At 57.9% G+C, this 23945-nt stretch carries 25 protein-coding genes; 8 read left to right on the forward strand and 17 right to left on the reverse strand.

Going from position 1 to position 23945, the window contains the following annotated elements; translation table 11 throughout:
- The first annotated feature begins 23 nt into the window (after positions 1-23).
- Genes DB51_RS04285 through DB51_RS04295 form a run of 3 tightly spaced genes read left to right on the forward strand, consistent with a single transcriptional unit; the run spans position 24 to position 2559 of the window.
- Positions 24-851, forward strand: a complete 828-nt coding sequence (locus DB51_RS04285) for an inositol monophosphatase family protein (RefSeq protein ID WP_034252109.1) — start codon at positions 24-26, stop codon at positions 849-851.
- A 20-nt stretch (positions 852-871) separates the two neighbouring features.
- Positions 872-1057: a ubiquitin-like protein Pup gene (locus DB51_RS04290; protein ID WP_034252113.1), complete on the forward strand. Its 186-nt coding sequence runs from the start codon at positions 872-874 to the stop codon at positions 1055-1057.
- Positions 1057-2559 carry a proteasome accessory factor PafA2 family protein gene (locus DB51_RS04295; protein WP_034252116.1) on the forward strand — a complete coding sequence of 501 codons (1503 nt, stop codon included), beginning with the start codon at positions 1057-1059 and terminating at the stop codon, positions 2557-2559. Before DB51_RS04290 ends, DB51_RS04295 begins: the two co-directional genes overlap by 1 nt.
- Before the next feature lie 65 nt (positions 2560-2624).
- Here DB51_RS04295 and DB51_RS04300 read toward each other — a convergent pair whose 3' ends face one another.
- From DB51_RS04300 to DB51_RS04365, 14 genes are all read right to left on the reverse strand, one after another.
- A complete protein-coding gene (locus DB51_RS04300; protein ID WP_034252119.1) occupies positions 2625-2906 on the reverse strand; it encodes an HU family DNA-binding protein in 282 nt (93 codons plus the stop codon).
- Between the two features lie 447 nt (positions 2907-3353).
- On the reverse strand, positions 3354-3680 hold the full coding sequence (locus tag DB51_RS04305; protein WP_034252122.1) for a ribbon-helix-helix protein, CopG family: 327 nt from the start codon (positions 3678-3680) through the stop codon (positions 3354-3356).
- Entirely contained in the window at positions 3677-3949 is a 273-nt protein-coding gene (locus DB51_RS04310; RefSeq protein ID WP_034252125.1) for a hypothetical protein, read from the reverse strand. The genes DB51_RS04305 and DB51_RS04310 overlap by 4 nt, the downstream gene beginning before the upstream one ends.
- A gap of 220 nt (positions 3950-4169) precedes the next feature.
- Positions 4170-6761: a lysylphosphatidylglycerol synthase transmembrane domain-containing protein gene (locus tag DB51_RS04315; protein ID WP_238548303.1), complete on the reverse strand. Its 2592-nt coding sequence runs from the start codon at positions 6759-6761 to the stop codon at positions 4170-4172.
- 26 nt (positions 6762-6787) lie between these two features.
- Positions 6788-8272 carry an adenylosuccinate lyase gene (purB, locus tag DB51_RS04320; RefSeq protein WP_034252128.1) on the reverse strand — a complete coding sequence of 495 codons (1485 nt, stop codon included), beginning with the start codon at positions 8270-8272 and terminating at the stop codon, positions 6788-6790.
- 51 nt (positions 8273-8323) lie between these two features.
- Entirely contained in the window at positions 8324-9859 is a 1536-nt protein-coding gene (locus tag DB51_RS04325) for a PGAP1-like alpha/beta domain-containing protein (RefSeq protein WP_084674551.1), read from the reverse strand.
- Positions 9853-10164 carry a hypothetical protein gene (locus DB51_RS04330; protein ID WP_034252130.1) on the reverse strand — a complete coding sequence of 104 codons (312 nt, stop codon included), beginning with the start codon at positions 10162-10164 and terminating at the stop codon, positions 9853-9855. The genes DB51_RS04325 and DB51_RS04330 overlap by 7 nt, the downstream gene beginning before the upstream one ends.
- A 127-nt stretch (positions 10165-10291) precedes the next feature.
- Positions 10292-10918 carry a DUF6466 family protein gene (locus DB51_RS04335; RefSeq protein ID WP_051867270.1) on the reverse strand — a complete coding sequence of 209 codons (627 nt, stop codon included), beginning with the start codon at positions 10916-10918 and terminating at the stop codon, positions 10292-10294.
- Positions 10915-11934 carry a vWA domain-containing protein gene (locus DB51_RS04340; protein WP_084674700.1) on the reverse strand — a complete coding sequence of 340 codons (1020 nt, stop codon included), beginning with the start codon at positions 11932-11934 and terminating at the stop codon, positions 10915-10917. The genes DB51_RS04335 and DB51_RS04340 overlap by 4 nt, the downstream gene beginning before the upstream one ends.
- Positions 11935-11942: 8 nt before the next feature.
- The gene (locus tag DB51_RS04345; protein WP_034252135.1) at positions 11943-13025 is read right to left on the reverse strand and encodes a vWA domain-containing protein; all 1083 of its coding nucleotides are present in this window, start codon (positions 13023-13025) and stop codon (positions 11943-11945) included.
- 8 nt (positions 13026-13033) lie between these two features.
- Positions 13034-13561, reverse strand: a complete 528-nt coding sequence (locus DB51_RS04350; RefSeq protein ID WP_034252138.1) for a hypothetical protein — start codon at positions 13559-13561, stop codon at positions 13034-13036.
- Positions 13554-14528 (reverse strand): DUF58 domain-containing protein, encoded by a 975-nt coding sequence (locus DB51_RS04355; protein ID WP_034252140.1) that lies wholly within the window; start codon positions 14526-14528, stop codon positions 13554-13556. The genes DB51_RS04350 and DB51_RS04355 overlap by 8 nt, the downstream gene beginning before the upstream one ends.
- Positions 14525-15598, reverse strand: a complete 1074-nt coding sequence (locus DB51_RS04360) for an AAA family ATPase (protein WP_034252142.1) — start codon at positions 15596-15598, stop codon at positions 14525-14527. Before DB51_RS04360 ends, DB51_RS04355 begins: the two co-directional genes overlap by 4 nt.
- 231 nt (positions 15599-15829) lie before the next feature.
- Complete coding sequence (locus tag DB51_RS04365; RefSeq protein WP_034253746.1) at positions 15830-16543, reverse strand: uracil-DNA glycosylase; 714 nt, start codon at positions 16541-16543, stop codon at positions 15830-15832.
- Between the two features lie 131 nt (positions 16544-16674).
- Here DB51_RS04365 and DB51_RS04370 point away from each other — a divergent pair, with 131 nt between their 5' ends.
- The gene (locus DB51_RS04370) at positions 16675-17355 is read left to right on the forward strand and encodes a LytR C-terminal domain-containing protein (RefSeq protein ID WP_034252143.1); all 681 of its coding nucleotides are present in this window, start codon (positions 16675-16677) and stop codon (positions 17353-17355) included.
- 112 nt (positions 17356-17467) lie between these two features.
- Positions 17468-17671, forward strand: coding sequence for a cold-shock protein (locus DB51_RS04375; protein ID WP_033496639.1), 204 nt, complete (start codon positions 17468-17470; stop codon positions 17669-17671).
- 129 nt (positions 17672-17800) lie between these two features.
- Here DB51_RS04375 and DB51_RS04380 read toward each other — a convergent pair whose 3' ends face one another.
- Together DB51_RS04380 and DB51_RS04385 are read right to left on the reverse strand one after the other, a co-directional pair.
- Complete coding sequence (locus DB51_RS04380) at positions 17801-19078, reverse strand: HipA domain-containing protein (protein ID WP_051867271.1); 1278 nt, start codon at positions 19076-19078, stop codon at positions 17801-17803.
- A 19-nt stretch (positions 19079-19097) separates the two neighbouring features.
- Positions 19098-19313, reverse strand: a complete 216-nt coding sequence (locus tag DB51_RS04385; protein WP_162174621.1) for a helix-turn-helix domain-containing protein — start codon at positions 19311-19313, stop codon at positions 19098-19100.
- A 328-nt stretch (positions 19314-19641) separates the two neighbouring features.
- Between DB51_RS04385 and groL the strand changes: the two genes are divergently transcribed.
- On the forward strand, positions 19642-21258 hold the full coding sequence (gene groL / locus DB51_RS04390) for a chaperonin GroEL (RefSeq protein ID WP_034252145.1): 1617 nt from the start codon (positions 19642-19644) through the stop codon (positions 21256-21258).
- Positions 21259-21348: 90 nt separating this feature from the next.
- On the opposite strand, the gene DB51_RS04395 is transcribed toward groL, so the two are convergent.
- Entirely contained in the window at positions 21349-21639 is a 291-nt protein-coding gene (locus DB51_RS04395) for a WXG100 family type VII secretion target (RefSeq protein WP_034252147.1), read from the reverse strand.
- Between the two features lie 81 nt (positions 21640-21720).
- On the opposite strand from DB51_RS04395, the gene DB51_RS09740 reads away from it, so the two are divergent.
- Entirely contained in the window at positions 21721-22881 is a 1161-nt protein-coding gene (locus tag DB51_RS09740; protein ID WP_156958224.1) for a hypothetical protein, read from the forward strand.
- 240 nt (positions 22882-23121) lie between these two features.
- Positions 23122-23868, forward strand: a complete 747-nt coding sequence (locus DB51_RS04405) for a response regulator transcription factor (protein ID WP_034252149.1) — start codon at positions 23122-23124, stop codon at positions 23866-23868.
- The last annotated feature ends 77 nt before the right edge of the window (positions 23869-23945 follow it).

A 23945-nucleotide genomic window follows, 5' to 3' on the forward strand; every position in this document is an offset into this window, starting at 1 on the left:
AATGGATACGAGGGGGAGTGAACATGGAATTACGTGAACTGACCACCAGAGTCGCGCAAGTAGCGATTCAGGCGGGTTCACATGCCTTGCAGGACCAGGTGAATCCGCATGATCTCAGGGCCTTGCACCCCCAACAGGAGCGGCAGTACACCTCTGAGGTGGATGACCGTCTGCTGCGGTACTGCCGTGAGAGAATAGCCCAGATAGAGCCTTTCGACGGGTTCTGGGAGGACGAGGGCAGCGATCGGGAGATCGGCAAACGATATTGGTGCGTAGGGCATATCGATGGAGTCATCAACTACGTGAGAAATATGGCCGAATGGTCGATTACCATCTCGCTCTTTGAAATCGGCGAGGATGGCGAGGCCGAACCGGTTCTCGGCATCGTGCATGCCCCGGCTCTGGGGGCGACCTATCTGGCGGCGAAGGGCCAGGGGGCCATACGCATACGGCGAACTCCCAACGGTGAGAAACGCGAAAAGGTCATGCCTTCCACCACGACCTCCCTGAACGGCTCGGTCGTGAGTTTCGGCATGTCGTATTTCCCTAAGGAGTCCAAGCGGGCACTGCGTACCGCCGGTTCCCTCGCGGGCAAACCCGCTGACATCAAACGTATCGGTCCGACGTCCTTGGACCTTTGCAAGGTCGCTGACGGCACGTATGACGCCTATTTCGAGCCGACCCTGCACTCCTGGGACATTCCGGCCGTTTCGGCGGCCATGGTTGTCGTCTGCGAGGCCCAGGGGCAGATCGAGCAGTGGAACGGGGACAGATTGCATTGGGACCGCAACAACGATGTGGTCGCTTCCAATGGATTGATTATCGAGGATCTACGACAGTACTTGCTGTAGAAGTACGGGGATGAGGCAACATGCCACAGGAACAGGTGCAGCGCAACGCACAGCAGCAGCCGGAGCAGAACGATGAGACGGTTCTGACGACCCGAGACCAGTCGCAGGTACAGGACCTCGATGCCGTGCTTGACGACATCGAGTCCACCCTGGAGGGCAACGCCGAGGAGTATGTCAACAGCTTCGTGCAGAAGGGTGGGCAGTGATGCCGCAATTGCGCGGATCCGATCATCAATCGCGGTCCGACGAATTCGTCGGCGGCATTCGCGGCCCTGAATTCTCAAGAATCTTCGGTATCGAAACCGAATACGGAGTAAGCGTTACGGAAAACACCCGACCGGTCGAGACCGGTCAGGTGGCGATGATGATGTTCCAACCGGTGGTCACTCGATCGCGCTCGACGAATACCTATCTCGGCAATGGTGCGAGATTGTATCTGGATGTCGGCTCCCATCCGGAATACGCCACTGCGGAAACGCTCACACCGCTGGCGGCGCTCGCGCAGGATCTTGCGGGTGAACATATCATGCGCCGTCTCGCGCTGGACGCGCAACGGCAGCTGCGGGAGCACTACGGCGAGGCCGCGAAGATTCACGTTTTCAAGAACAACACCGATTCGTCGGGTCATTCCTTCGGCTGTCATGAAAACTATCTGTTACGACGCTTTGTTTCCCTGAGAACGATAGAACGCGAACTGATTCCATTCCTGGTGACCAGGCAACTGTTCAGCGGGGCAGGAATGCTGGGGCCGGAGGGTTTCGAGATGTCGCAGCGGGCGCGATTCCTCGACGATGCCGTCTCCAGCGCCACCACACGCGCACGGCCTATGGTCAACACACGCGACGAGCCTCATGCGAATCCGGACCAGTACCGCAGACTTCATGTGATCGTGGGGGACTCCAACCGGTCGCAGACAGCCACGTGGATGAAGCTGGCGACAACGCATCTGGTGCTTTCCGCCATCGAGGAGAGCGTGGCGCAGGATGAGGCGTCACCTTTCGAATCATGCGTCCTGCAGGACCCGGGTCTCGCTATCAGCCAGGTCAGCAAGGACATCAGTGGCAAGGCGACCATACGGTTATCCGAAGAGACGACTCGGGGCGGCGGCACGACATGTGCGCTGGACGTTCAACGTTGCTATCTGCAAGTGGCGCAATCCTTTGTGTCGCGCCATGCAGACACCATCGACGACATCCTTCCGGACGCCGCGCAGGTCCTGGAACTCTGGGAGAACGCCCTGGACGCAATCGATTCCCACCGTTGGCGGGATCTGGCGTCCTGGGTGGATTGGGCGGCCAAACTGGCTTTGTTCCGGCGTATCGAGAGCAGATACTCGGCTGATGAGGATTATGCACGACGCCGCTCGCAGCAGATTGATTTCGAATATCATGACATCGTCAACGGCGTCACCTATCCGTCATTGCTGCATCATGGGGCCATGAGGACATTGCTCGACGAGGATGCCGTCAGAAAGGCGGTAGATACGCCACCTGCCGATACTCGTGCCGCGTTGCGAGGCGCCTTCGTTGACAAGGCCTTGCGCAGTGACTCCCTATGGGCATGCGACTGGACCCACATTTCGCTGTCCTCGTCCAACAGAGTCGAGGCGGAGTTGATCGACCCCTTCGATGCACGTCCCACTGCCGAGTATCTCGCGGTGATGAAGGCGTTGGACAGGCCAGGGGTGGGGCTTTCCTACAACGCATAACAAAGAACCCCGATTCACGCCTGTGTAATCGGGGTCCGCGTTTGCTCGATGAGGAGCGAAGTGCACTACTTGACGACAGCCTTCTTCAGCAGCGAGCCAGCGGTGATACGTACGCCGTAGCTTGCCGGAATCTTGATGGTCTCGCCGGTACGCGGATTGCGGCCCGTACGTGCGGCACGCTTCACGCGCTCCGCGGAGAACAGACCAGTCAGCTTCAGACCTTCGCCTGAAGTCAGGGACTCAACGAAGACGTCCTGGAAAGCGTTGACTGCAGCTTCTGCCTGAGCCTTGGTCAGGTTTGACTTCTGTGCGATCTTTGAAACGAGATCAGACTTGTTGTATGCCATAAAGCATCCTTCTGTCGGGGGTCCCCTTCCTTGCCGGAAACCCAACGGTCAATCCGATACTAGCGCAGATTGGCTGAAAGCGCTGTATTCATCAGGGTTTTCACGGGTTTTTTGATATCCGGGTTGTTCTGTGCTCGTTGCGGTGAGAAATTGTGAAATGTCTCTTTTCACTACGTGTGTGAGCGCCACCTCGGCATGCCTCGTCACTGTTCCCCTCAATCCGGTAACGGGCATTGTTGCCCTCGTGCTGCTGGGCATAGGCGCTCAGCTTCTCGTGTTCATTGTCCGTCCGGATATTCTTCGCGAACGCGTCCGGCGCGAGACGACACTCATCTGGATTCTACTGCCCGAGTGCCAAGACGCTCGATCATTGGTAGTTGCCTGTCAAGGAGCCTGTGTTCTGCAACGATTATCTGGCATAGCGCGGAGCACTTGTCATGCCGGTACTTATGCCTCTGCAATACCGGTATGGTGGCGGTGGAGGTATTCGCTGACCGCGAGCCGGATGACCTCGCTCGCCGTGGTCCGCTCATCTCGGGCATACTCGTCAAGCTCGTAGTTCAACGCGCGCGGCAGGCGTACCTGACGTCTTGGGCTGCTGCCATCCCCGGTCGCCTGACGGTGTCCGAGTGAGGGGCGGCCCGCCATCCGCAACGTCTGCTCCGCCGCCTGGTCAGCCGCGTCTGTGGTGAGTGCGACACCGGAATCGACCGGCCCGTCGGACTTCGCCCATTCGGTCAGCTCCTTCAAATCCTGCTTCGTGAGCTTGCTCATCGTTCTTCCCCTTCCATAATCCAACTGAACTTGCCCCGTAACTGCATGCAATGGAACACCACCACGTCACGCGGTGGGTCGATATACGTCATCACCTCGATAAGGCGTCCGTCACAAGCAGGGCCTATCCATAACGTGGGGTCCGCCTTCATGACGGTTCGAGAACTGTCGAACTGCTTCTTCACCAGACGCTTGTAGGTCATGGCGTGAATCACGTCATCCTCGGTAAACCCGTGCTTACCGGCGCTCTCCAAGAATACGATGGCCATAGTTAATATTGTACTACAATACTAAGGTCCGAGGAAAATATATGTGCACTCATCCCTGAAGAGAGTCGAGATACTAGACATTGGTTGATGTGAGCCTAAAACACTGCAATGTGTGCGCGAAAGCATGTGAAGTCCGATCATTTTGGCCGTCTTTACATGCCGCCTTGCACAGTTTCGGGGGTGGAGCCGTTTAACTAAGGGGAATCGCACCTGAGCACTGTCACACGAGATTATGCGCGTTCAGCCACTTCATGGCCAACGCTCCCAACGGGATTCTGAGCCAGTAGGTGGCGACTCTGAATAGCAAGGTCGCCGACAACGCCACCGCAGTAGGAACGCCCAGTCCGGAGAAGCCGAAGGTCAGCGCCGCTTCCACCGCACCAAGTCCACCCGGGGTGGGGACGGCCGAGCCCAAGGTATTCGCCAGCATGAAGATGAAGGTCGTTTCCAGAACGTTCGTCGGATACCCGAAGGCCTTCAATGCCGCCCAGAAACTCAGACCGAAGGCCAGACTCTGCACAAGTGCGCCCAAAGCGCTGAACAGGAGTTGTTTGGGTTGGGTGAGCACATCGAGAAGCTGACGCGCATAGCTGGTGACGATTGGCAGCAGCTTGTCGATCAGCAGTTTCCTCACAGGAGTGATAGCCATGGACAGGGAGGCGAGAATCGCCACCACGCCCAGCACGATCACCAAGGTGTTCGTGGGAATCATGCCGGAGAAGGAATTGCGCCCAGTGAACACCCCGATAAGGATCAGCAGCAGGAAGGTGGTCAGGAATTGGACGGCGATTACTGCACTCATGACGGCGGTCGCGACGGTGCTGCGGTATCCGCTTTTGCGTAGGAATTGAAGATTCACGAATGCCGGTCCCACACCCGCCGGCATGGATACCGCGGTGAAGCTTGCCGCAACCTGAGACATGAAGATTCCCAAGTAATTGCGTCTGTCGGCATCCATGAACGCACCCAGGCTGATACCGCTGCCAATCCAAGCGAACACGCCGAACACGAAGCAGAGCACGGCCATCCAGGGCTCGGCGTGGCCGATGGCGTAGATGACCTGTTGCAGATTGAGCTGGGTGAGCACCACCGCGACCGCGACGACGAGCAGCACCAAAGCCAGGAAGGAACGAAGATTGAACCGCGACAGGGTTACGGGTTCCAGCGCTTCGCCCGCCTCCTCGGAGGTCAATGCTCTGAGGTCGTTGCGCAACTCTCCGAGCAGCCGCTTGTCCCACCCGGGAAGGGCCTTTGTGGCGGCGGGAACGGCGACCTTCTGGAGGAAGGGGATCAGGCCTATTAGCAGGTCGTCACCCCAGACATCTCTGGTCACCTCGACCGCACGCTCTTTGCCGACAGTACATGCCAGCATGGTCAGCAGCTGGACTCTGTCGATTGAGGAGTTGGCGCTGGAACTCGCGAAATCACCGTTCTGCCATCCCGCTATGAAGCAGTGACCTTCAGCGTCCTTGGCGATGGAGTCCGGTGTGATGCCGCGATTGGTGAAGCCATGCCCGATGGCCTTGTCGAGATAGCGGCACAATTCACGCAGGTCGTCATCGCTCAGCGATGCCACGTCGGTCGAATGTAGTCCTGAATCGGATTCCAGAACGAATAGAGAGGATTCCCCGCTTTCGGCTACTCCATAAGGTCTGACGGTGGTCAGCCCCAGATTGCGCAGGCCCAGAAGCATGGCGAAATGGTGTTGCGTGGTGTCTCTGACCGAACGGTCACGACGCATGGATACACCTGAGAATTTGAGCCATTGCCAGAGTTGAATCAGATATCCCGCAGTGTATTTCTGGGCGTCGAGCACTGAAACCGTGTATCGGGTCCCTGCAACGTCCTCGACCTCGTATAAGCGTGAACCGTCAACAAGGTCATCGCTTAGCGAAGCCTCGTTTCCGAAAGGATTGGGGGAGCTGGGTATATCCACGGCACGCAATGAATGAACCGTGATGCCGATGGATTTCAGTGATTGAACGATGGACGGTCCCCATGCGCCCTTGCTTTGCGTTCCGGCGAGATAGCGTATGCCAAGACCGATTATCCGGCCGATGCAGAAGGACAACAGCACTCCGCTGATGGCATTCGCGGATAGGGCCACCACGATAATCGCCGTGGCATAGAGGATGTTCCAGCCCCATTTCACGCTCGCCCTCAGCCGGCGTGGACCTGCTGCGCTCAGGAAGGCTCCGATACCGGCGTAGATATCCGGCAGCAGGGAAGCTCCGGTGAGTACCACCGAGGGGCTGAGCGCACTGATGATCGTCTGGTTCTCCGTGTGGACGATAATCGTCGAAATCGCCCACACCGCGCCATATCCGCAGAACAAGGCCACCGAAGAGGTGATGGCCTGAAGGAATTCACGGGTGAACAACAGGTGGAAAAGCACTATCAGCACGACGACGATGGTGGTGAATTGCTGCAACAGGGAGGTCGGCAGGTCATACAGCCAATCCAGTGCCTGACTGGCGGTATGAACGTCATACTCGATGCCTTGTGTGACGCCTCGGAGATAGACGGCAATCAGCACGATGAGGATTCCCGCAATCAGCGTACCGACGGTCCTTACCAGATCGCCCAGGTCCCGGACTCGTTGCGGCGGCGTGTCATCGATAAGGGATTGCGATGAAGCATCCACAGGCCCGTCTGGTGAACCGGCCGCTTCTGTGTTCCGCATGCGGTCAGGCGCATCTGTTGGCTCCTTCGAAGCCAAGTCGCTCGTGGGCAGTGCTTCCCGCTCCTTGTCAGCATCGCCGGAAGTCCTCTCATCGGCAGATGCGTCCCCAACCTTGGTATGTGTGTTCATGCGTGTCTCTGTTTCGTTCGGAGCACTCAGCGTCTGGCGTAGTCCACCAGGCCGCCCGCAATTCCCGTGTATCCGGCTGGCGTGAGATTCCTCAGACGTTGCGCGGTGTCGGGATCGTAATTCAGCGAGTCGATGAAGGACTGCACATCCTGTTGGCTGATGTGATGGCCACGCATGAGTTCCTTGACCTGTTCATAGGGATTGTCCATCCCGTCTTTGCCAAGGAGCGCCTCGGCCCTCATGGCGGTCTGGATGGGCTCGCCGAGCACTTCCCAGTTGCCGTTCAGTTCCTTCTCGATGACTGCGGTGTTCGGATGGATGGCCTGCAGGCCTCCGAGAAGGTTGTTCAGTGCGAGCACACCATATCCCAATGCGGAACCGACATTGCGTTGCGTGGTGGAATCGGTGAGGTCCCTCTGCCAGCGTGATTCCACAAGTGTTGCTGCGAGCGTATCGAGCATCGAGCAGGAAATCTCGAGATTCGCCTCGGCGTTCTCGAAACGGATCGGATTGACCTTGTGCGGCATCGTGCTCGAGCCGGTGGCGCCTTTGACGGGCTCCTGTGCGAAGACTCCGCGTGAGATGTACATCCAGACATCCACGGCCAGATTGTGAAGGATGCGATTCACATGGGAGATGGTCGAATAGCACTCCGCCTGCCAGTCGTGTGACTCTATCTGCGTGGTCAGAGGATTCCAGCTCAGCCCCATGCGATGTTCGACGAATTCGCGTGACACGGCAAGCCAGTCGACGTCTGGGCAGGCGGCTAGATGCGCGCCGAAGGTCCCCGTGGCGCCGTTGATTTTGCCGAGGTATTCCTGCTGTGACAGGTGTTTGAGCTGCCTGTTGAGCCTATACACATAGACGGCGAGTTCCTTGCCCAATGTGGTTGGTGTGGCGGGCTGCCCGTGGGTCAGACTCAGCATCGACAGATCACGGTATTGCTCCGCCTTGTCGGTCAGCAGGTCGACGATGCTCTGCACGCCGGGCGTCCATACCAGTTCGACGGCGTTCTTGATGCATCGCGCATAGGAAAGATTGTTGATGTCCTCACTGGTGCAGGCGAAATGCACCAGAGGCTTGAGCCGGGCAAGCTCCGTCTGCTCACCGAGGACCTCGGCGGCCATGTCGAGTCTGCGATCAATGTAATATTCGACCGCCTTCACGTCGTGATGCGTGGTGGCCTCTATCAGGGCGAGCTCTTCAATGCCTTCAGCGCCGAAATCCTCGGGGATGGCACGCAGATACGAGATTTCTTCGGGTGTGAAGGGTTGCACCCCGCCGAGCAGGGAAGCGGCATGCCCGCCTTGGGGAATGACGGTCGTCTCGTCTGCTGAATCGTTGCCGTCCATGCCGTTGGCGAGCAGAATCATCCATTCGACTTCAACGCGCATCCGCTCCCTGTTCAACGCGGGTTCGCTGAGATATTCGACCAGTGGAGCGGTCTGTGAGTGGTATCGCCCATCAAGAGGGCTCAGTGCGATTGCTGGGCTGATATCAGTGATCTTCATGCCACAAAGACTACTCGGAGCCGTAAACGTGAGACATGGGCACTGCAGTCCTCAGGGAGTCAGTTCGCCTTGGAAGTACAGGTTTTCCTCCAATGTGCCATCCAGCAGTTCGCCAAGGTGCAGATTGTGCAGGTGGGTTTCGACCGCGCCGAGTTCGTCGGCGTTCCGCCAAGCCGCACGATGGTAGTTCATACCGTGGGATGATTCCCTCGTCTCGGCGCTGCCGGTGACGGGCGTGGTGCGATGGGATGGTTCCTCGGCCTCCGATGAGGTGCTGCGCCGGACGCTGCCTCTGACCGTTATCCAGTCCTGGCGTTCGGGATTCGCAGAGCCGTCCAACGCCGCGACGAGCTCGTCCTCCATCTCCACACTGGTCACCCAAGTGGATTCCGGGATTGGATGGTTGGCGACAGGTGAGCCCGCAGTGACGATATGCTCGATGCGATACGGGCTGTGTTGTTGCGAGGCGATGGCAGCTGCGACGAGCCCTCCCTGAGAATGCCCCACGAGCACCACGCGTTCCCGGGAATGTATTCCGGCATCGGACATTGCGGCGAGCACGAATCGTGCGCTTGCCGCCTCCATTCGTTGCGAGTCCTCGCTGCTCATGAGCTGCACGTTCTGTGCCCAGCCCAAGGGCGAGCTGCCCTCCTGCTGTGTGCCGGGGATGGTTACCAGCCAACTGCGCTCGCCTGAAGCAAGGCGATAGCGCTGAATGCATATCGTTGAGTGGGGGAGCCCCGAGTTCAGGCCATTGCCGAGTTCGTCCAGATGCTCCAGCGCGGTGTCCACGGAATGGACGGCCGGAGAGCTGAAGCCCTTTGCTTCGATGCGATTGACGACGAGCTGCTTGCCTTGGAAACCCCGTGAAAGTGCGCCTGCCAAGGGCGACAGCCTTGCCGCCGCGTGGTTGTTCTCGACGCTGCTGACGAGTCCCTCGACGGTCGGAAACGCGGGTATGCGCGCGATACGCTGCCCGAGGGCAGCGAATACGCCTTCATGTGCCCAGGCACTGCCGGCGATGGCATATGCCGAATTGAACCGTCCTTCGTGGACTGCGCCATAGGCCAGACTTCCGCCAGTAACCAGCAATCCGCCGATAAGGGCAGCGGCGGGCGACGAGTTGATGACGGCCTGGCTGGCTTGTCCAATGAACATCAGAGCCGAATGCTCGGCATTCGAGTACAGGGACCTGGCATCCCACAGAGCATGGGCTAGGTGTCTGCAGTCGAGGGCGAGTTCATGCGCCGTGACGGCCTGGCTGCTGCAAGCATCGAGCATCGCATCGACGTCCAATGTGGTGTGCCGCACCGCCGTATATGACAAGGTGCTGCAAGCTGCGGTCCGATTCCATGATGCCCCGGTCCTGCCAATGCCTGGCGAATCTGGCGCAAGTACCGGGCACAGGGCGCTTCTGGAACGCATCGAGGTAATCTGCATCAGTGCACACGACCATATGTTGCCGAGCGTCTCCATCCGATTGGCCGCGTGCTTCAATCGTCCGGCCATGGCATCGATATCGTCGAGATTGACGGATGTCTGGCCGAGATCTCCATATACGGACGCCGCAACCTCCCACATCACCATGCTCCTGCGTCGGTCTGTGCTTTCAGAGCCTTTGCCTCAGACAGGAGACTTTCCACGAACTCGGTGGTGGAACTCAGATTATCGCGGAAACGTCTGGAAGCGGTGCCCTGCCAATTCACGTGCTGCGCCGCATCCAGAGTGGTTTTGACGTCCTCGCAGATTGATGCGCAGTCTGCAATGGCCTGTGCGACGAGCACTCGGCATTCCCGTGAAACGCGAAGGCACTCGCAGACTCTCACATTCGGTGAGATGAATGGTGTGTAGGCTTCGGATGCAGATGATGCCTGAAGGATTGAGCTGTTCATATCCGTATTTCAGCGCATCCGATGGTGCAGGTTCAAATGCCTGCACCTGTGTGGTCGAAAGTGAGGAGAGCGGTCATGGGGCTGTGCATAAGGTGCAGTGGTGGGTGAATCGTCAGGGAAACGAGCCCTACCAGGGTTTCACATTTTCATTGGTGCTGGTGTTGCTTGATGAGGATGAGGCACTCGGCGAAGGAGTCTGTGTGGCCTGATTCTGTTTGAGCAGTTCCTGCACTTTTTCCCGCTCCTCCTGCGAGAGTCCGGAGGTTTCGGAGCTGTTGCTCTTCTTGTCCGTCTCAGCTTCTGAACCGTCGGAGGATTTCGATGACGATTGCTGCTCCTTAAGAGCTTTGTCTATCAATGCCGTCAGCTCTTTGGATGTTGCGGCGTTCTGTTGGATGGAGCTTTTGGCGGATGGAAGCAGCACTGCGCTGAAGGCTTGGGCATCAGCGTATTGCGAATCGGTCTGCTCCTGGGACGCCTTGAGTTTCGAGAGATCCGCGGTGGATTTCTTCGCGGCGCTGATATTGCTCGTCAGATTCTGTGTTGCCTGATTGTAGGTATTGATGGCTAAGGCGTTGCATGCGGCAACCACTCCTGTCACCAGCAGCAGTGCGGCGATCACGGCGACACCGATGCGCAACGGCAGCGGGGCTCTGTGTGCCGACGAACTGTTCTGCTGCCCCGACGAGATGGGGCCGAATGTCGTGGAAACGCCATCAGCCGAAGTCGTCGGATTCTTCTCTGCTTCGCTCATATCATTCTCCTGGAGGTCACCAACCATGCACCCGCCTCCCAGAGCAGCAGCACGCCTGCCGCTATGGCGAAGGGCCATACGAGGGGCGCGGTCACTGTTCTCTCCTTCGGTGTTACGGTCAGCCTGTACTGCTTGGAAGTCTCCGCTGAAGCACTGTTCTCCAGCGTGGTCTTGGCATCGAGCGCCACATATCTGCCGCTCATCTCATCTGCTATGGCTTTGAGATTCTTCGGATCCATCTTCGAGATGCCTGGTTGCTTGGTGGTCGGATCAATCACCCACTGCTCTCCTGCGTTGGCTCCGGTTCCGTCCGTCACGGGAATCTGCCCGCCATCGGTGGAGCCCACCCCGACCGCAGTCGCATCGTCGATGTACTGGCGGAGAGATGAGAATGAACGCCTGCTTGCAGTGCTGGTCTGTTCGCCGTCCGAAATGTAGTAGACGAGAAGAGCGTCGTCCGGATGCTGCTGACGCGCGGCCTTGAGTTGGAGCAGCAGCTGGTCCAAGGGGGCATCGAGATTTGAGCCTGAGGACGCGAAGGTGGATTCGGTCGTCAAGGTCTGAGCCCACGTGTCGATGGCATTGCTGTCCGGTGTCAGCGGCACGTCGAGGGTGCCGCTTGCCCCGAAGCGTATCCCCGCGAAGCTGGCGTCAGGGTAGAGTTTCGTGATATCCGTAATCGCCTGAACCGCAGCCGCTTTGCGGGTTACCGTGGCATCGGAGCCATAGTGCGCGTCGTTCACGGCCATCGAACCGGTGACGTCGACGGCGATGAAGACATCCGTGGCGTTGACGGCTTTGCTGGTGGTGCTGGTCACCGTGCTCGGTGTGAGAACCATCACCGCGAGCAGCAGTGCTATGCCGCTGCGGCGTGCGCACGCCCAGGCCGTGGTGTCGGAGCTCGTGCCTTGTCTGCGAGTGATGATGACCGTCGTCACTGCGGCGGCGAGCAGCACGAGGCTGATGATGGCGGCCGGTACCCATCCGATGCCGGGAGAGAAGGTGAAGGTGCTCAGGATGTTGTTCATCGTCTCAACCTCCAAACTGCTACCAGATAGCCTAGGAACACCGCGCTGAGCGCGACGACCCACCACGCGGGCGCATCCAGCAGGCTGGATTGCGCCGCCTGCTGTGATTTGCCGCCGCGGCGGGTGTCGATTTCCCGGACGAGTTCGTCTATCGAAGCGCCGGTGCGTTCGCTGAGGAATACGCCGCCTTCGCTCTCGATATGGCTTTTCATCTCCTGGGTCGCTGCGTCGTTCAGGCTGGCATCAGGTCCCGCGAAGATGCCGTCCACATTAATCTGGGCGCTTTTGGCCAATGCGAGCGCCTGCTGCAAGGTGTATTGAGGGGTGCCGGAAACGACGTTGTCGGTGGCCAGCACAATGGATGCCGAACGCGACGGTGTTGTGCTCGCGCTCTGGCCCGAGCTGGCGTAGCCGAAGCCCGGCAGCATGGCCGCGCAGCTGACCAGGCCGTCGCCGATAAGCGAAGTCTGGTCCTTGATGTTCTGTGTGCCGTCCAGCCAGTCGGAAATCTGCTGATATTGTTTGTCGCTCATCTTGTCGATATCGTCCTGAGATTGGACTCCGCCGAGTATGTCCTTCGCATTCGACAGCTGCTTGGTGACCAGGGTGTAGTCGTCCGTCAAGGGGAAGACGGTACGGGAGGTCGAATTGAAGATGCTCAATCCGATGCGTTCTCCCTGGAATTTCGACACCAGGTCGAGATAGGTGGAGATGATCTCCCTGTCATAGGGGAGCGTGGAACCGGAGACGTCGAGACACAGCACGATGTCTCTGGTATTGGACTCTTCGTCTTCCGAGTTCACGGTGGACGGTCTGCCGATAAGTGCTGCACCGATGATCAGCGACACTACGAGCAGTGAGAAGGCAACGCGTTTGAGTGTCACCCAGAGCTTGTATTTGGACGCAACCTGCTCGTTGTGCAGGTCGGCATTAACGTTCCAGCTGAGAGCGTCCTGCTCTCGGTCGATTATCGGGGGACGCCGTTTTCCGCGCATCCAAATGTATGTCAGAAGCGCTACGGCGATAATCGCCGCCAGGAGCGCGGCCCACGGCCAACGCCATATCAATACTGTATTCATTGACTCTTTCACCGTCCCCAACGGTCTATCAGATTCAGCACCCAGTCCGAGGCTTCGTCCACGGTGGTGTCTCGGGCCTGGGAGTTGAGCATGGCATCGGCGAACTCGGGAGGATACAGTGCGGCGATGGTTTGCCGCAGCAGATCAAGGCCCCGTTGGCGCACGTTGCGACTTTCGATGTTCAAATCCAGTAGGGTGTGCGATCCCATGTTTCTGCCGGTGGCGTTCGATGCGAAATCTCGTGCCGTCTGGGCCAGAGCCAGGAATGCCTCCTCCTTGCTGATGCGGTCCGACTGGTATGCCTCCAGAATCTCCTGCACTCTGATGCGCCAGGGGTTGGAACGAGCCTCGCTGCTGTGCGAGCTGACAACCTTGGTGACCTGCGGGCGCGGGCGTCCGAGATACCAAGCCAGGGCGCCGAGAGCCACTGCGAAGAGTAGACAGGCGAGCACTGTAAACCACAGCGAGGCCGTCGTCTGCGGTCCGAGCACGTTGAGCTTGCTGACATCTAAATCCGCCAGAACAGCCTTATTCATCAGTGCCTCCTGAACCAGTGCCTCCCAATTTCGGTGTCTTGGGGGTGGCCAACTGCATGTGTCCCGCCCGGGTCAGGCTGCTCGAGATGATTCTGATGAATTCTCCGAACATCAGTTCACTCGAGGCGCAGTGCAGCAGGGTGGAACCGGCATGATCGAGTTCCTGTCTCAACGCCGCGGTCGTGAAGCCACGATGGGTGTCGATAACCTTCGCCGTCTCGGGTTGAGCAAGAAACGCGGGAATCCTTCTAGCGGTTTTCGCATCCACCACATGCCGAAATCCCGAGGGTTTTGAGAAGGGGTTGACCGTCGCCACATCGACGACGACGATCGGGTGGCTTTGCGCGAGTCTGCTGATCGCGTGAAGCTGCCGCTCTCCAAGCGCGCTTTCGTCGGTTGCCAGTACCACCAGGGCGTTGCGGTCGGTTATCGTGTTCGCATAATCCAACAGGGCGTCGATGTGTCTGGGATGTCTCAGCTGGTTTTCAAGTGAATGGTCGAGTCGATGCTCGAATTCGGTGAATCCGCCGCTGAACTGCATGCGGGTGATGCTTGCCGCATCTGCGAGCACCAGGGAGATGTCATCGGAACGACGCAGACATAATGCGCCGAACATGGCCAAGGCGTTGGCTGCGACATCAATGGCACGTTCTCCACCGACGCAGCTACCGCTCATTTCGCGGCCGACGTCGAGAAGCATCCACACGCGACTCGTGGCAAGACGCTCGCGCTGTGCGATCATCGGACGGCCGGCACGTGCGCTGCTCTTCCAGTCGATGAAGCGAGCCTCGTCACCGGATTCGTATGCACGAATATCCATGGTGTCTCCGGTGCCGCCCGAGCGGTGGGAGAGATGTTCGCCCTCCAAGATGCCGAGTGCTCGACGCACGGTCGGAAGGGAGAGCTTGATGCCAAGAGCCTCGATTTTCCTACGTACCGGGTCCCTCGTATCTTGAGCCGAACTCATGGTACGGGCACCGCCTGGAGCATTGAGTCGATGACCTGGTCACTGGAGACATCATCAGCGAGTGCCTCGAAAGTCAGCAGGATACGGTGGCGCAGCACTTCATGCGCGAAGAGCTTGACGTCCTCCGGAATCACGTAATCCCTGCCGGCTATCAAGGCGTTGGCCTGCGCGATTCTCACCAGGGCTATGGAAGCACGCGGGCTGGCGCCGAGACGCACAAGACTGGAGAGTCCCTGAATGGGGTGTTTTCCCGCGCCTCGGCTTGTGGCCACGAGGTCAACGGCGTAGTCGACGATGGAGTCCGAAATATGCACTCTGCGGGAGGCTGAACGCAGGAACTCCACATCGGCTATGGAGATGGTGTCGTCATGTTCCGGATGCCGGAAATCGGGGGTGTCCGAACCCCGTTCCGCCAGCATGTGCAGCATGCGCTGCTCTTCGTCGGCGGTGGGGTAGGTCATTTGCGATTTCATCATAAAACGGTCCATCTGGGCTTCGGGAAGGTTGTAGGTCCCTTCCTCCTCGATGGGGTTCTGGGTGGCTATCACCATGAACGGCTTCGGCAATGCGATGCGTTCTCCGCCGATGGTGGTGTTACCTTCGGACATGGCTTCGAGCATGGCCGACTGTGTTTTAGCGTTGGACCGGTTGATTTCATCGAGAAGCACGAAGTTCGCGTGAATCGGTCCGATAATCGTGGTGAACTTCTGTGCCGAGAAATCAAAGACCTGAGTGCCCACCAGATCGGACGGCATGAGGTCGGGGGTGCACTGCACACGTTTGAAGCTGCCGGAAACCGAGGTTGCCAGGGTCTGGGCGGCGGTGGTCTTGGCGAGTCCGGGAACGGACTCGATCAGGATGTGCCCTGCGGCGACCAATGTCACGATGAGTGAGTCCCGCAGGTTGTCCTGACCTACGAGTGTGCGTGCAAAACGTGCCCGTACCTTGCCCACGAGATTGCGTGTTCTGTCCAAATCAGCTCGGCTGAGAGGGTGTTTCTGCCCGTTCTCCGGCGAGGGCATCTTGGGTTGAGGGATGCTGTTCTGTGGTTGCACTGGAAATAAAGCCATGCCAACACTCTAACCGCTGTTTCTGACCAGCCGCTGATTTCAGCTTCTGGGGCCATGGGATATCGCATGCTTTCGGGACTTTTCAGGTTCCGGCGTGGAAGGGGCCGCCTAATTCGGTAACTGCACCACCAGGACAGCCTTTTCGAGAATGCATGCTGCATCGCTGTACTAATGATGCAGGTATCTCATATCTCATCGCTGCGTGGTGCTGATTTGGCCGGGTGCGTTGCATTACGGCAAACGCCAGTCGACTGGATCCGCTCCCATCGATGCCAAGGCCTCGTTCGCCTTGGAGAAGGGGCGGGAGCCGAAGAAGCCGTACCGCGCCGACAGGGGGCTCGGGTGGGGTGAGGCAAGGATGACGGCGTTGCTGAGCAGAGGCGCGAGGCTCTGTGCCTGGCGACCCCAGAGGATGGCGACCAGAGGCTTGACCTGTCCTGTCGCATCCCGTCGATTGTTCAATGCGGTGATGGCGGCATCGGTGATTCGCTCCCAGCCCTTGCCGCGATGGCTTGCCGGCGCCCCTACTGCCACGGTGAGGCATCTGTTGAGCAGCATGACCCCCTGGCGTGTCCATGGCGTGAGATCGCCGTTGGAGGGTTGTGCGACGTGCAGGTCGTCCTGAAGCTCCTTGAAGATATTGCGTAGACTGCCGGGCAGCGGTTTCACTGCCGGATCGACGCAAAAGCTCAGACCGACGGGATGACCGGGAGTGGGGTAGGGGTCCTGTCCGACGATCAGTACTTTGACATCGTCGAAGGGAATCGTGAAGGCGCGCAGAATGTTCTTGCTGGCTGGGAGATACTGGCGGCCTTGTGCGTGCTCCTGACGCAGGAAGTCACCCATGCGGTGAATGTCATCTTCGACGTCTCCAAGGGCCTGGGCCCATCCTGGGTCTATGAGTTCGCTCAGTGCCTTGGGATGGGTGTTGATGGTCTCCGTCATGCCACCCACAGTAGTATGTAGACAGGAATGAGCGGTGTCGGTGCGGCGCATGCATATGCTGCACGTATCGGACCGCAGATGCTTGACCGGATATCCCATTACACTCGGGTGTAGCCGAATGAGGAGTTTACATGACACAGCAGCGCAACACGGGTGACGCACATGAGTCGTACACGCCTGATGATTTCGATAACCCGCCCGCGGGGCCGGTGGGTGTTCATCGAGGGTCGCGTTCTCTGGCGATCAGGCTCATACCTTATGTGGTGGTGCTTGTGGTAGCTGCGCTTATGGGCTTGTTGGCCTGGGGATTGTTCTCGGGAAGCATCAACAATCTCAAACTGCCTTGGTCTTCTGCGGATAGTTCGCAGAGTTCGAGCACTGCAGCCAGTTCAACGGCCTCTTCGAGTGCGGCCGAGTCGTCATCCTCTTCGGCCGAATCCTCTTCCTCTGCCAGTGACGATGCGAGCTCATCAGCATCGTCAGAGCCTTCGGACAGCGAAAGCGCATCCGCTTCCGCTTCGGAGTCGAGCAGCGCCGCGCAGAGTGTGAACAAAGCCACCAGCATCAGGGTTATCAACGGCACCGGTACCAGCGGTTACGCCGCGCGCAAGAAGACCGTGCTGACCCAGGCCGGATACAGCAATGTGGTTGCAGGCAACCCCTCCGGCACGCTTCCCTCATCCAGCGTCGTCTGGTACCAGAACGAGACGGATAAAGCGACTGCGGAGAATGTGGCAAGCTCGCTGGGGATTTCGGCCGTTTCGCAGGCATCCAGCATTTCGGCGCCTGTTGTCGTAGTTTTGATGAATTAGTGTCCGTTCGGCGTTTCCTGACGAAACTCGCTTACAATGGTTAAGCCGACCGGTAAGAAGCGGTGAGTTTCGCCTCTGCCGTGAAGCGGCACATTTTCTAAGGAAGTTAGTTATGGCACAAGGCACTGTGAAATTCTTCAGCGCTGGCAAGGGTTACGGTTTCATCAACCCCGATGACGGTGGCGAGGACGTATTCGTTCACTTCTCCGCTATCCAGTCAGATGGATTCAAATCTCTTGATGAGGGCGATAAGGTCGAGTACGAGGTAGAGCAGGGAGCCAAGGGTCTCCAGGCAACTAAGGTCTCCAAGATCTGAGATTCCTCGGGCATCGTCCTGATCAAGGCTTCGGGCATCGTCCGGGGCCTTTTTTCATGCCCAAAATCCTATTCGGTGGGTTATACGACAGGGGATATGAGACAAGGGCTATACGGCAAAATGTTGGGCCTATGCTTCTCGACACGACTTGAGCAGTGCGGAATGCTCGCGTATCGCCTCAACGGTTCGAGTAATAATGCCGTCATAATCAAACTGTGCCATCTCCTCCGCTGTATGGTCGAGAGCCATATCGATTCCGGTGAGAGTCTTGCTGATGATTGTCTCAGCCTCGTCTTTTCCTATACGGAGCCGTGCTGCTTCGCCAACCATGGTCTTTGGAAATACCTGTTCCAAATCGAATCCCTTCCCCAATTTCATGGGGAACAGAGGATGAACACCGTCTTGAAGAAATGCACCAAAGGACAGCACATCATACATTGGCGCAAGCTTTACCGAGGGACCCGCAAGCATAAGCGAGTAATTCTTGGCATGGGCATCGGTATTCAGCAGTGCGGCGTTGGCGGTGAGCGCTACGAGAAACTGTCGAGTCACGATTCCGGTGTCGATGGGAGAAATCTTAGTCGTGAGCAGTCGTCCGATCTGCCCGATACCCGGTCCTCCTTCATCACGTTGATATTTTTTAGCAGGCTGGACAGATAATGCCTGGCATAAGTCTTCCTGATGCGTTCGGCGAAAGGTGCCATCGAGCATCCGCAGTCGGTCATAGCGCTCAGAGACGATACCCCTTACCGATCCGTCCTCTGAATTCCACAGAGTTGTTGAAGCAGCGGGAATCCCTGCTGCGCTGACGACTCGCTGACAAAACAGTTCCACAATGTCTGATTCAGGGAAACTGGTTTGCCCAACGCGCTGGGGCTTGAAAATATGCGTAGTTGGCACACCACGCGACGGAAGTGCCCATCCGCCGTCCTTCGTTTGTGAGACTCCCAGCTTCGCCTGTGTTCCCGCTAGGCTCATACGTTGCACACCTTGGAATATTGCGCCATTGTCATACGTGTTGATGACGTTGTGTAACTCTTGCGTCAAAGCGGCATCATCAAGAGCCGTCACCATTGCTCTATCTGCATTAGCGTCATCCGACTGCTCTTCTGGGCCAATAATTTGCAGCGCACCTGCAACATCACAGCCGACATGCCTGAGCATCGCGAAAGGCGAATCTTTGGAAACCTGATACTTGCGCGCCATTGACTCCAGCGCGTTTGGATTATCGGGTAGTAGACCTTGGAGAAAGGCGCTGACCACTCGATTGCCAAAGTTGCGACCTTGCAAAGGCATTGATAGCGAAACTGGGGTGGCATCAGGGTTGGCGGCGTACTCGCTGTCATATTCAAAAGACAGTGCACCCGTGGCTGACATCTGTAATATCCCGATGAATATACCGTCCATCCACACATGCAGTCGTCGGTTATTCACTGCTTGCCTCCAATTTCAACTGGAGTGCGCTGAATACCATCAACACCATACGGAAATCGAATGAAGTTTTTCCTGTCTCGACCTTGGCCAGCCAACTTCTCGAAACTCCTGCCAGAGCTGCCAGAGCCTCTTGGGATAATCCCAGCTGCTCGCGACGCTGCCGAATGGCCAATCCGATGTCGTACATGGTTCTGATAATTATGGACACGCAAGCCCCCTGCATCAACGTTGTATATGGACGGATACGCCACTCATTGTATATGTACGTATACAATACCATTTGTATACGTACATATACAAGGTAGATTTCTATACGGTTCTTTTTATGAATAGCAGTAAACGCGACACCAACAAGTTATCGCTGGCACTCAGCATGAAGCAGTGTTCGCAGCACGCGTAGTTGGCACTCTCTCGGGCAGAGTGCTAATCTCTGATTTAGCACTCAAGGAGTGAGAGTGATAATCCGGCAGCTGACGGTCTGGTTATCCTCTTGACTTGGGTGGGTACGTATACCTCAAGCCATTATGGAGGAAACAATGGCAAAGATTATTGCTTATGACGAGGAAGCTCGTCAGGGAATGCTCGCGGGTCTCGATAAGCTCGCTGATACCGTAAAAGTCACCTTGGGGCCTAAAGGCCGGAACGTCGTTCTGGACAAGACCTATGGTGCTCCGACAATCACCAACGATGGTGTTTCCATCGCCAAGGAGATCGACCTGGACGATCCTTACGAGCGCATCGGTGCTGAGCTCGTCAAGGAAGTCGCCAAGAAGACCGACGACGTCGCAGGCGACGGCACCACGACAGCTACCGTTCTGGCGCAGTCCCTCGTTCATGAAGGACTGAAGAACGTCGTTGCGGGCTCCAACCCCATCGCTCTTCGTCGCGGCATCGAGAAGGCTTCCGACGCCATCGTCAAGGAGCTGATTTCCGCGGCTAAGGACGTTGAGACCAAGGATCAGATCGCCGCGACGGCAACGATCTCCGCAGCCGATCCCGAGGTTGGCGAGAAGATCGCCGAAGCTCTGGACAAGGTCGGTCAGGATGGTGTGGTCACCGTCGAGGACAACAACCGTTTCGGTCTGGATCTTGAATTCACCGAGGGTATGCGTTTCGACAAGGGCTACATCGCTCCGTACTTCGTCACGAATGCCGATGAGCAGACCGCGGTTCTGGATGATCCTTATATCCTCCTCACCTCGGGCAAGCTCTCCAGCCAGCAGGATGTGGTTCATATCGCCGAGCTGGTCATGAAGACCGGCAAGCCGCTGCTGATCATTGCCGAGGATGTCGACGGTGAGGCTCTGCCCACCCTGATTCTCAACAAGATTCGTGGCACCTTCAATTCCTGCGCCGTCAAGGCTCCTGGCTTTGGTGACCGTCGTAAGGCGATGCTGCAGGATATGGCCATCCTCACCGGCGCACAGGTCGTTTCGGAGGAGCTGGGTCTCAAACTCGAGTCCATCGATACCTCGGTGCTCGGTACCGCCAAGAAGGTCATCGTATCCAAGGATGAGACCACCATCGTTTCCGGTGGCGGCTCCAAGGACGAGGTTTCGGCTCGCGTCTCGCAGATTCGTTCCGAAATCGAGAACACCGATTCTGATTACGACCGTGAGAAGCTGCAGGAGCGTCTGGCCAAGCTGGCCGGCGGTGTCGCGGTTATCAAGGTCGGTGCAGCAACCGAGGTCGAGGCCAAGGAACGCAAGCATCGCATCGAGGACGCCGTTCGCAACGCGAAGGCTGCCATCGAGGAAGGTCTGCTTCCCGGAGGCGGCGTGGCGCTGATTCAGGCTTCCGCCAAGGCAGAGCAGAGCGTGGCTCTTGAGGGTGACGAAGCCACAGGCGCGTCCATCGTATTCCGCGCAATCGAAGCTCCTATCAAGCAGATTGCCCAGAACTCCGGTCTTTCCGGTGACGTGGTCATCGACAAGGTGCGTTCGCTCCCTGACGGTGAAGGCTTCAATGCGGCGACCAACGAATATGTCGACCTGCTGGCGGCAGGCGTTGCCGACCCTGTGAAGGTTACGCGTTCCGCCCTGCAGAACGCCGCTTCGATCGCCGGACTGTTCCTCACCACCGAAGCCGTGGTGGCGAACAAGCCGGAACCACCGGCAGCGGCTGCACCCGCAGCTCCTGACATGGGCTACTGATCGTAGCAACCGCAACCGCTTACACGGTTGAGTCGTAGATTGCAGTGCGGCATCCCATCGGGGTGCCGCACTGCTGTATTTGCGGAGTGCTCAGTTTGCGAACAGCATGGTCGCCTGGCTCTCCGCCTCCGCATACAGCGATGAAGCCTGGGCGAGTGCATGCTGGATGGCTTCGAGGGATTGCTCCATCTGATTCTGCGCATTGCGCCACTGCTGGGAAAGTTGCGTGAATTGCGTTGCGGCGGCGCCGGTCCAGATGCCCTCAAGACCCTGCAGGTTGCCATACATGCCTTGCACCGAATCACGTATGGCTTCGATGGAATTCTGCACGGCGGCGCTTGACGTCAATATACGTTCCGAATCCACTTGATAACTGCTCATCATCACTCCTTGTTGTTCCACATGGATGCTGAAGTTGAATAATTCAGCCGCGGTGCGTGCACAACCGCTATGGTGGAGGGTATGACACGTTGGGATTCTTCAAGCACGGATTGCACCGCTGTGGACGAATGTGCCACCAGTAGAGCCCATGAGGGTGGAGCGCGTGGTGCAGGATTGACGCACGCGATGCCGTCGGCGGTTGCTGGGCGTACAGACCTTGCGAATGACGCCGGCAAACACGTTTCGGAGTGGCGCTTGCGCGCGACGGCATGCCTGATGACGGTGCTTATCGCATGCTTCCCCGCGCTGCTTTCCTCGCAGGCCTTTGCCGATGAGAGTCCCTCCGACAGTGCTTCCGCAACGCCTTCGGCATCCTCGTCGTCCTCAACAGGGGAGAACGGTGACAGCGGTATGACCGTCACCGATTCCATCACCGACACCCAGAATCTTCTGGGTTCGCAAGCCAGTCTGGTGAATGATACGATTGCGAAGACCAAAAGCGATACCGGCGTGACGGTTCGGCTGCTGTACTTGTCGACATTCTCCGGGAACAGCAATCCTGAGAAGTGGACCAGCGCCGTACTCGAATCCACGGACCCTCCGGTCAACACCGTGCTGCTGGCGGTGGCATCGCAAGACGGCAATCTGGTCGTAGCGGTTTCCGGCAATTCGGAACAGTGGTTGCAGCAACAGTCGACGGTGGATGAGCTTTCGGATGCCGCATTGAAGCCAATCACCGAAGGCAGCACACCTGATTGGGCGAATTCAGCGATAGATATGATGACCACGCTCACTCAGATCAAACAAACCTCCACGAATTCCACCGCCCAGCATCTGGGGACAACGGCTTTCATCGCGGTGCTGGTGATTCTGCTGATTGCGGCCTGCGTGATGTTCGCTCTCCACCAGCGTCGAAAGCGCAAAGGAGAGGCCGGAACGCACGATGGCAGACGTACGCGCGACAACCGGAGGTCAAGGCGGGAGTCCAAGGCTCCGACGAAAAGACAGTCGAAGAGAAGGGCTTCCCGCCCGCGCGACGGCAGAGGTCAGAATCGTTCACGGCGAGAGAACCAGCGGCAGGAGGATTCCGCTGAACATCAGAACACAGGGCGGCGGGACGACATGCGGGCTGATTCAGCTTCCACCGAACAGCACAGCTTGTCGCCGCAATCCACGTCGGCCGATGCTGAATCCGAACATAGGGCAGACATCAGCGCGGATGAGTCCAAGCATGTCGCATAGCGTGCAGCTTCAGGCTTCTGCATCGCGGATGCCCGGATGGGTATGCGGGCTGGGGTGGTGGCGGAGAGGAGTGGCAGAAGGTCGGGGACTCACGTTCTCGGCCTTCCTGCTATCAAGCCATCGAATGGCTTATCTTCGACCCATTGCCGCGACTCATTTCGGAGCATGACGTGTGCGATTCCAAGAACAATTCAGATGGCATTCAGGAAACCTCCAGAGAATCGGGTCAAGCTATAAACCATGACTAAGCCTATAGAAGCATCAATTGTTGTCGTGGATGATGAGCCTTCGATCCGTGAGCTGCTGGTGGCCTCGCTGCATTTCGCGGGGTTCGAGGTGAACGCCGCGGCCTCCGGCTCCCAAGCCATAGAGGTTATCGAGAAGGTTCAGCCTGACCTCATCGTTCTCGATGTCATGCTCCCTGACATCGACGGTTTTACGGTCACCAGGAGAATCAGACAGGAAGGCATCGACGCACCGGTGCTTTTCCTGACGGCAAGGGATGACACTCAGGACAAGGTGATGGGCCTTACCGTCGGTGGAGACGACTATGTGACCAAGCCATTCAGCCTTGAGGAGGTCGTGGCGCGAATCAGGGCGATTCTGCGCAGAACTCGCGAGCAGGTGGAGGACGATCCGATAATTCGTGTGGGTGACCTGGAAATCAACGAGGATTCCCACGATGTCTCCAGGGCAGGGCAGCCCATAGATCTGAGTCCTACCGAATACAAGCTGCTGAGGTATCTGATGGACAACGAGGGCCGGGTTCTCAGCAAGGCGCAGATTCTTGATCATGTCTGGCAATACGACTGGGGCGGGGATGCGGCCATCGTCGAATCCTACATCTCGTATCTCCGCAAAAAAGTCGACGGTATCGAAACCACCGACGATAACGGGGAAGCACGGAAAGTGGTGCCTTTGATTCAGACCAAGCGTGGCATCGGCTACATGATCAGAGAGCCCAAAACCGCATCGGGCGCACAGTGAACAAGCCGAAGCGCGGCGAATCCGCATCTTCATCAAACGCCGACCATGCGAAAAGCACCGGGCTCTCCAACGTCAAG

Origin of the sequence: Bifidobacterium crudilactis (assembly GCF_000738005.1) — a bacterium.
In the GTDB taxonomy this organism is placed as follows: Bacteria; Actinomycetota; Actinomycetes; order Actinomycetales; family Bifidobacteriaceae; genus Bombiscardovia; species Bombiscardovia crudilactis.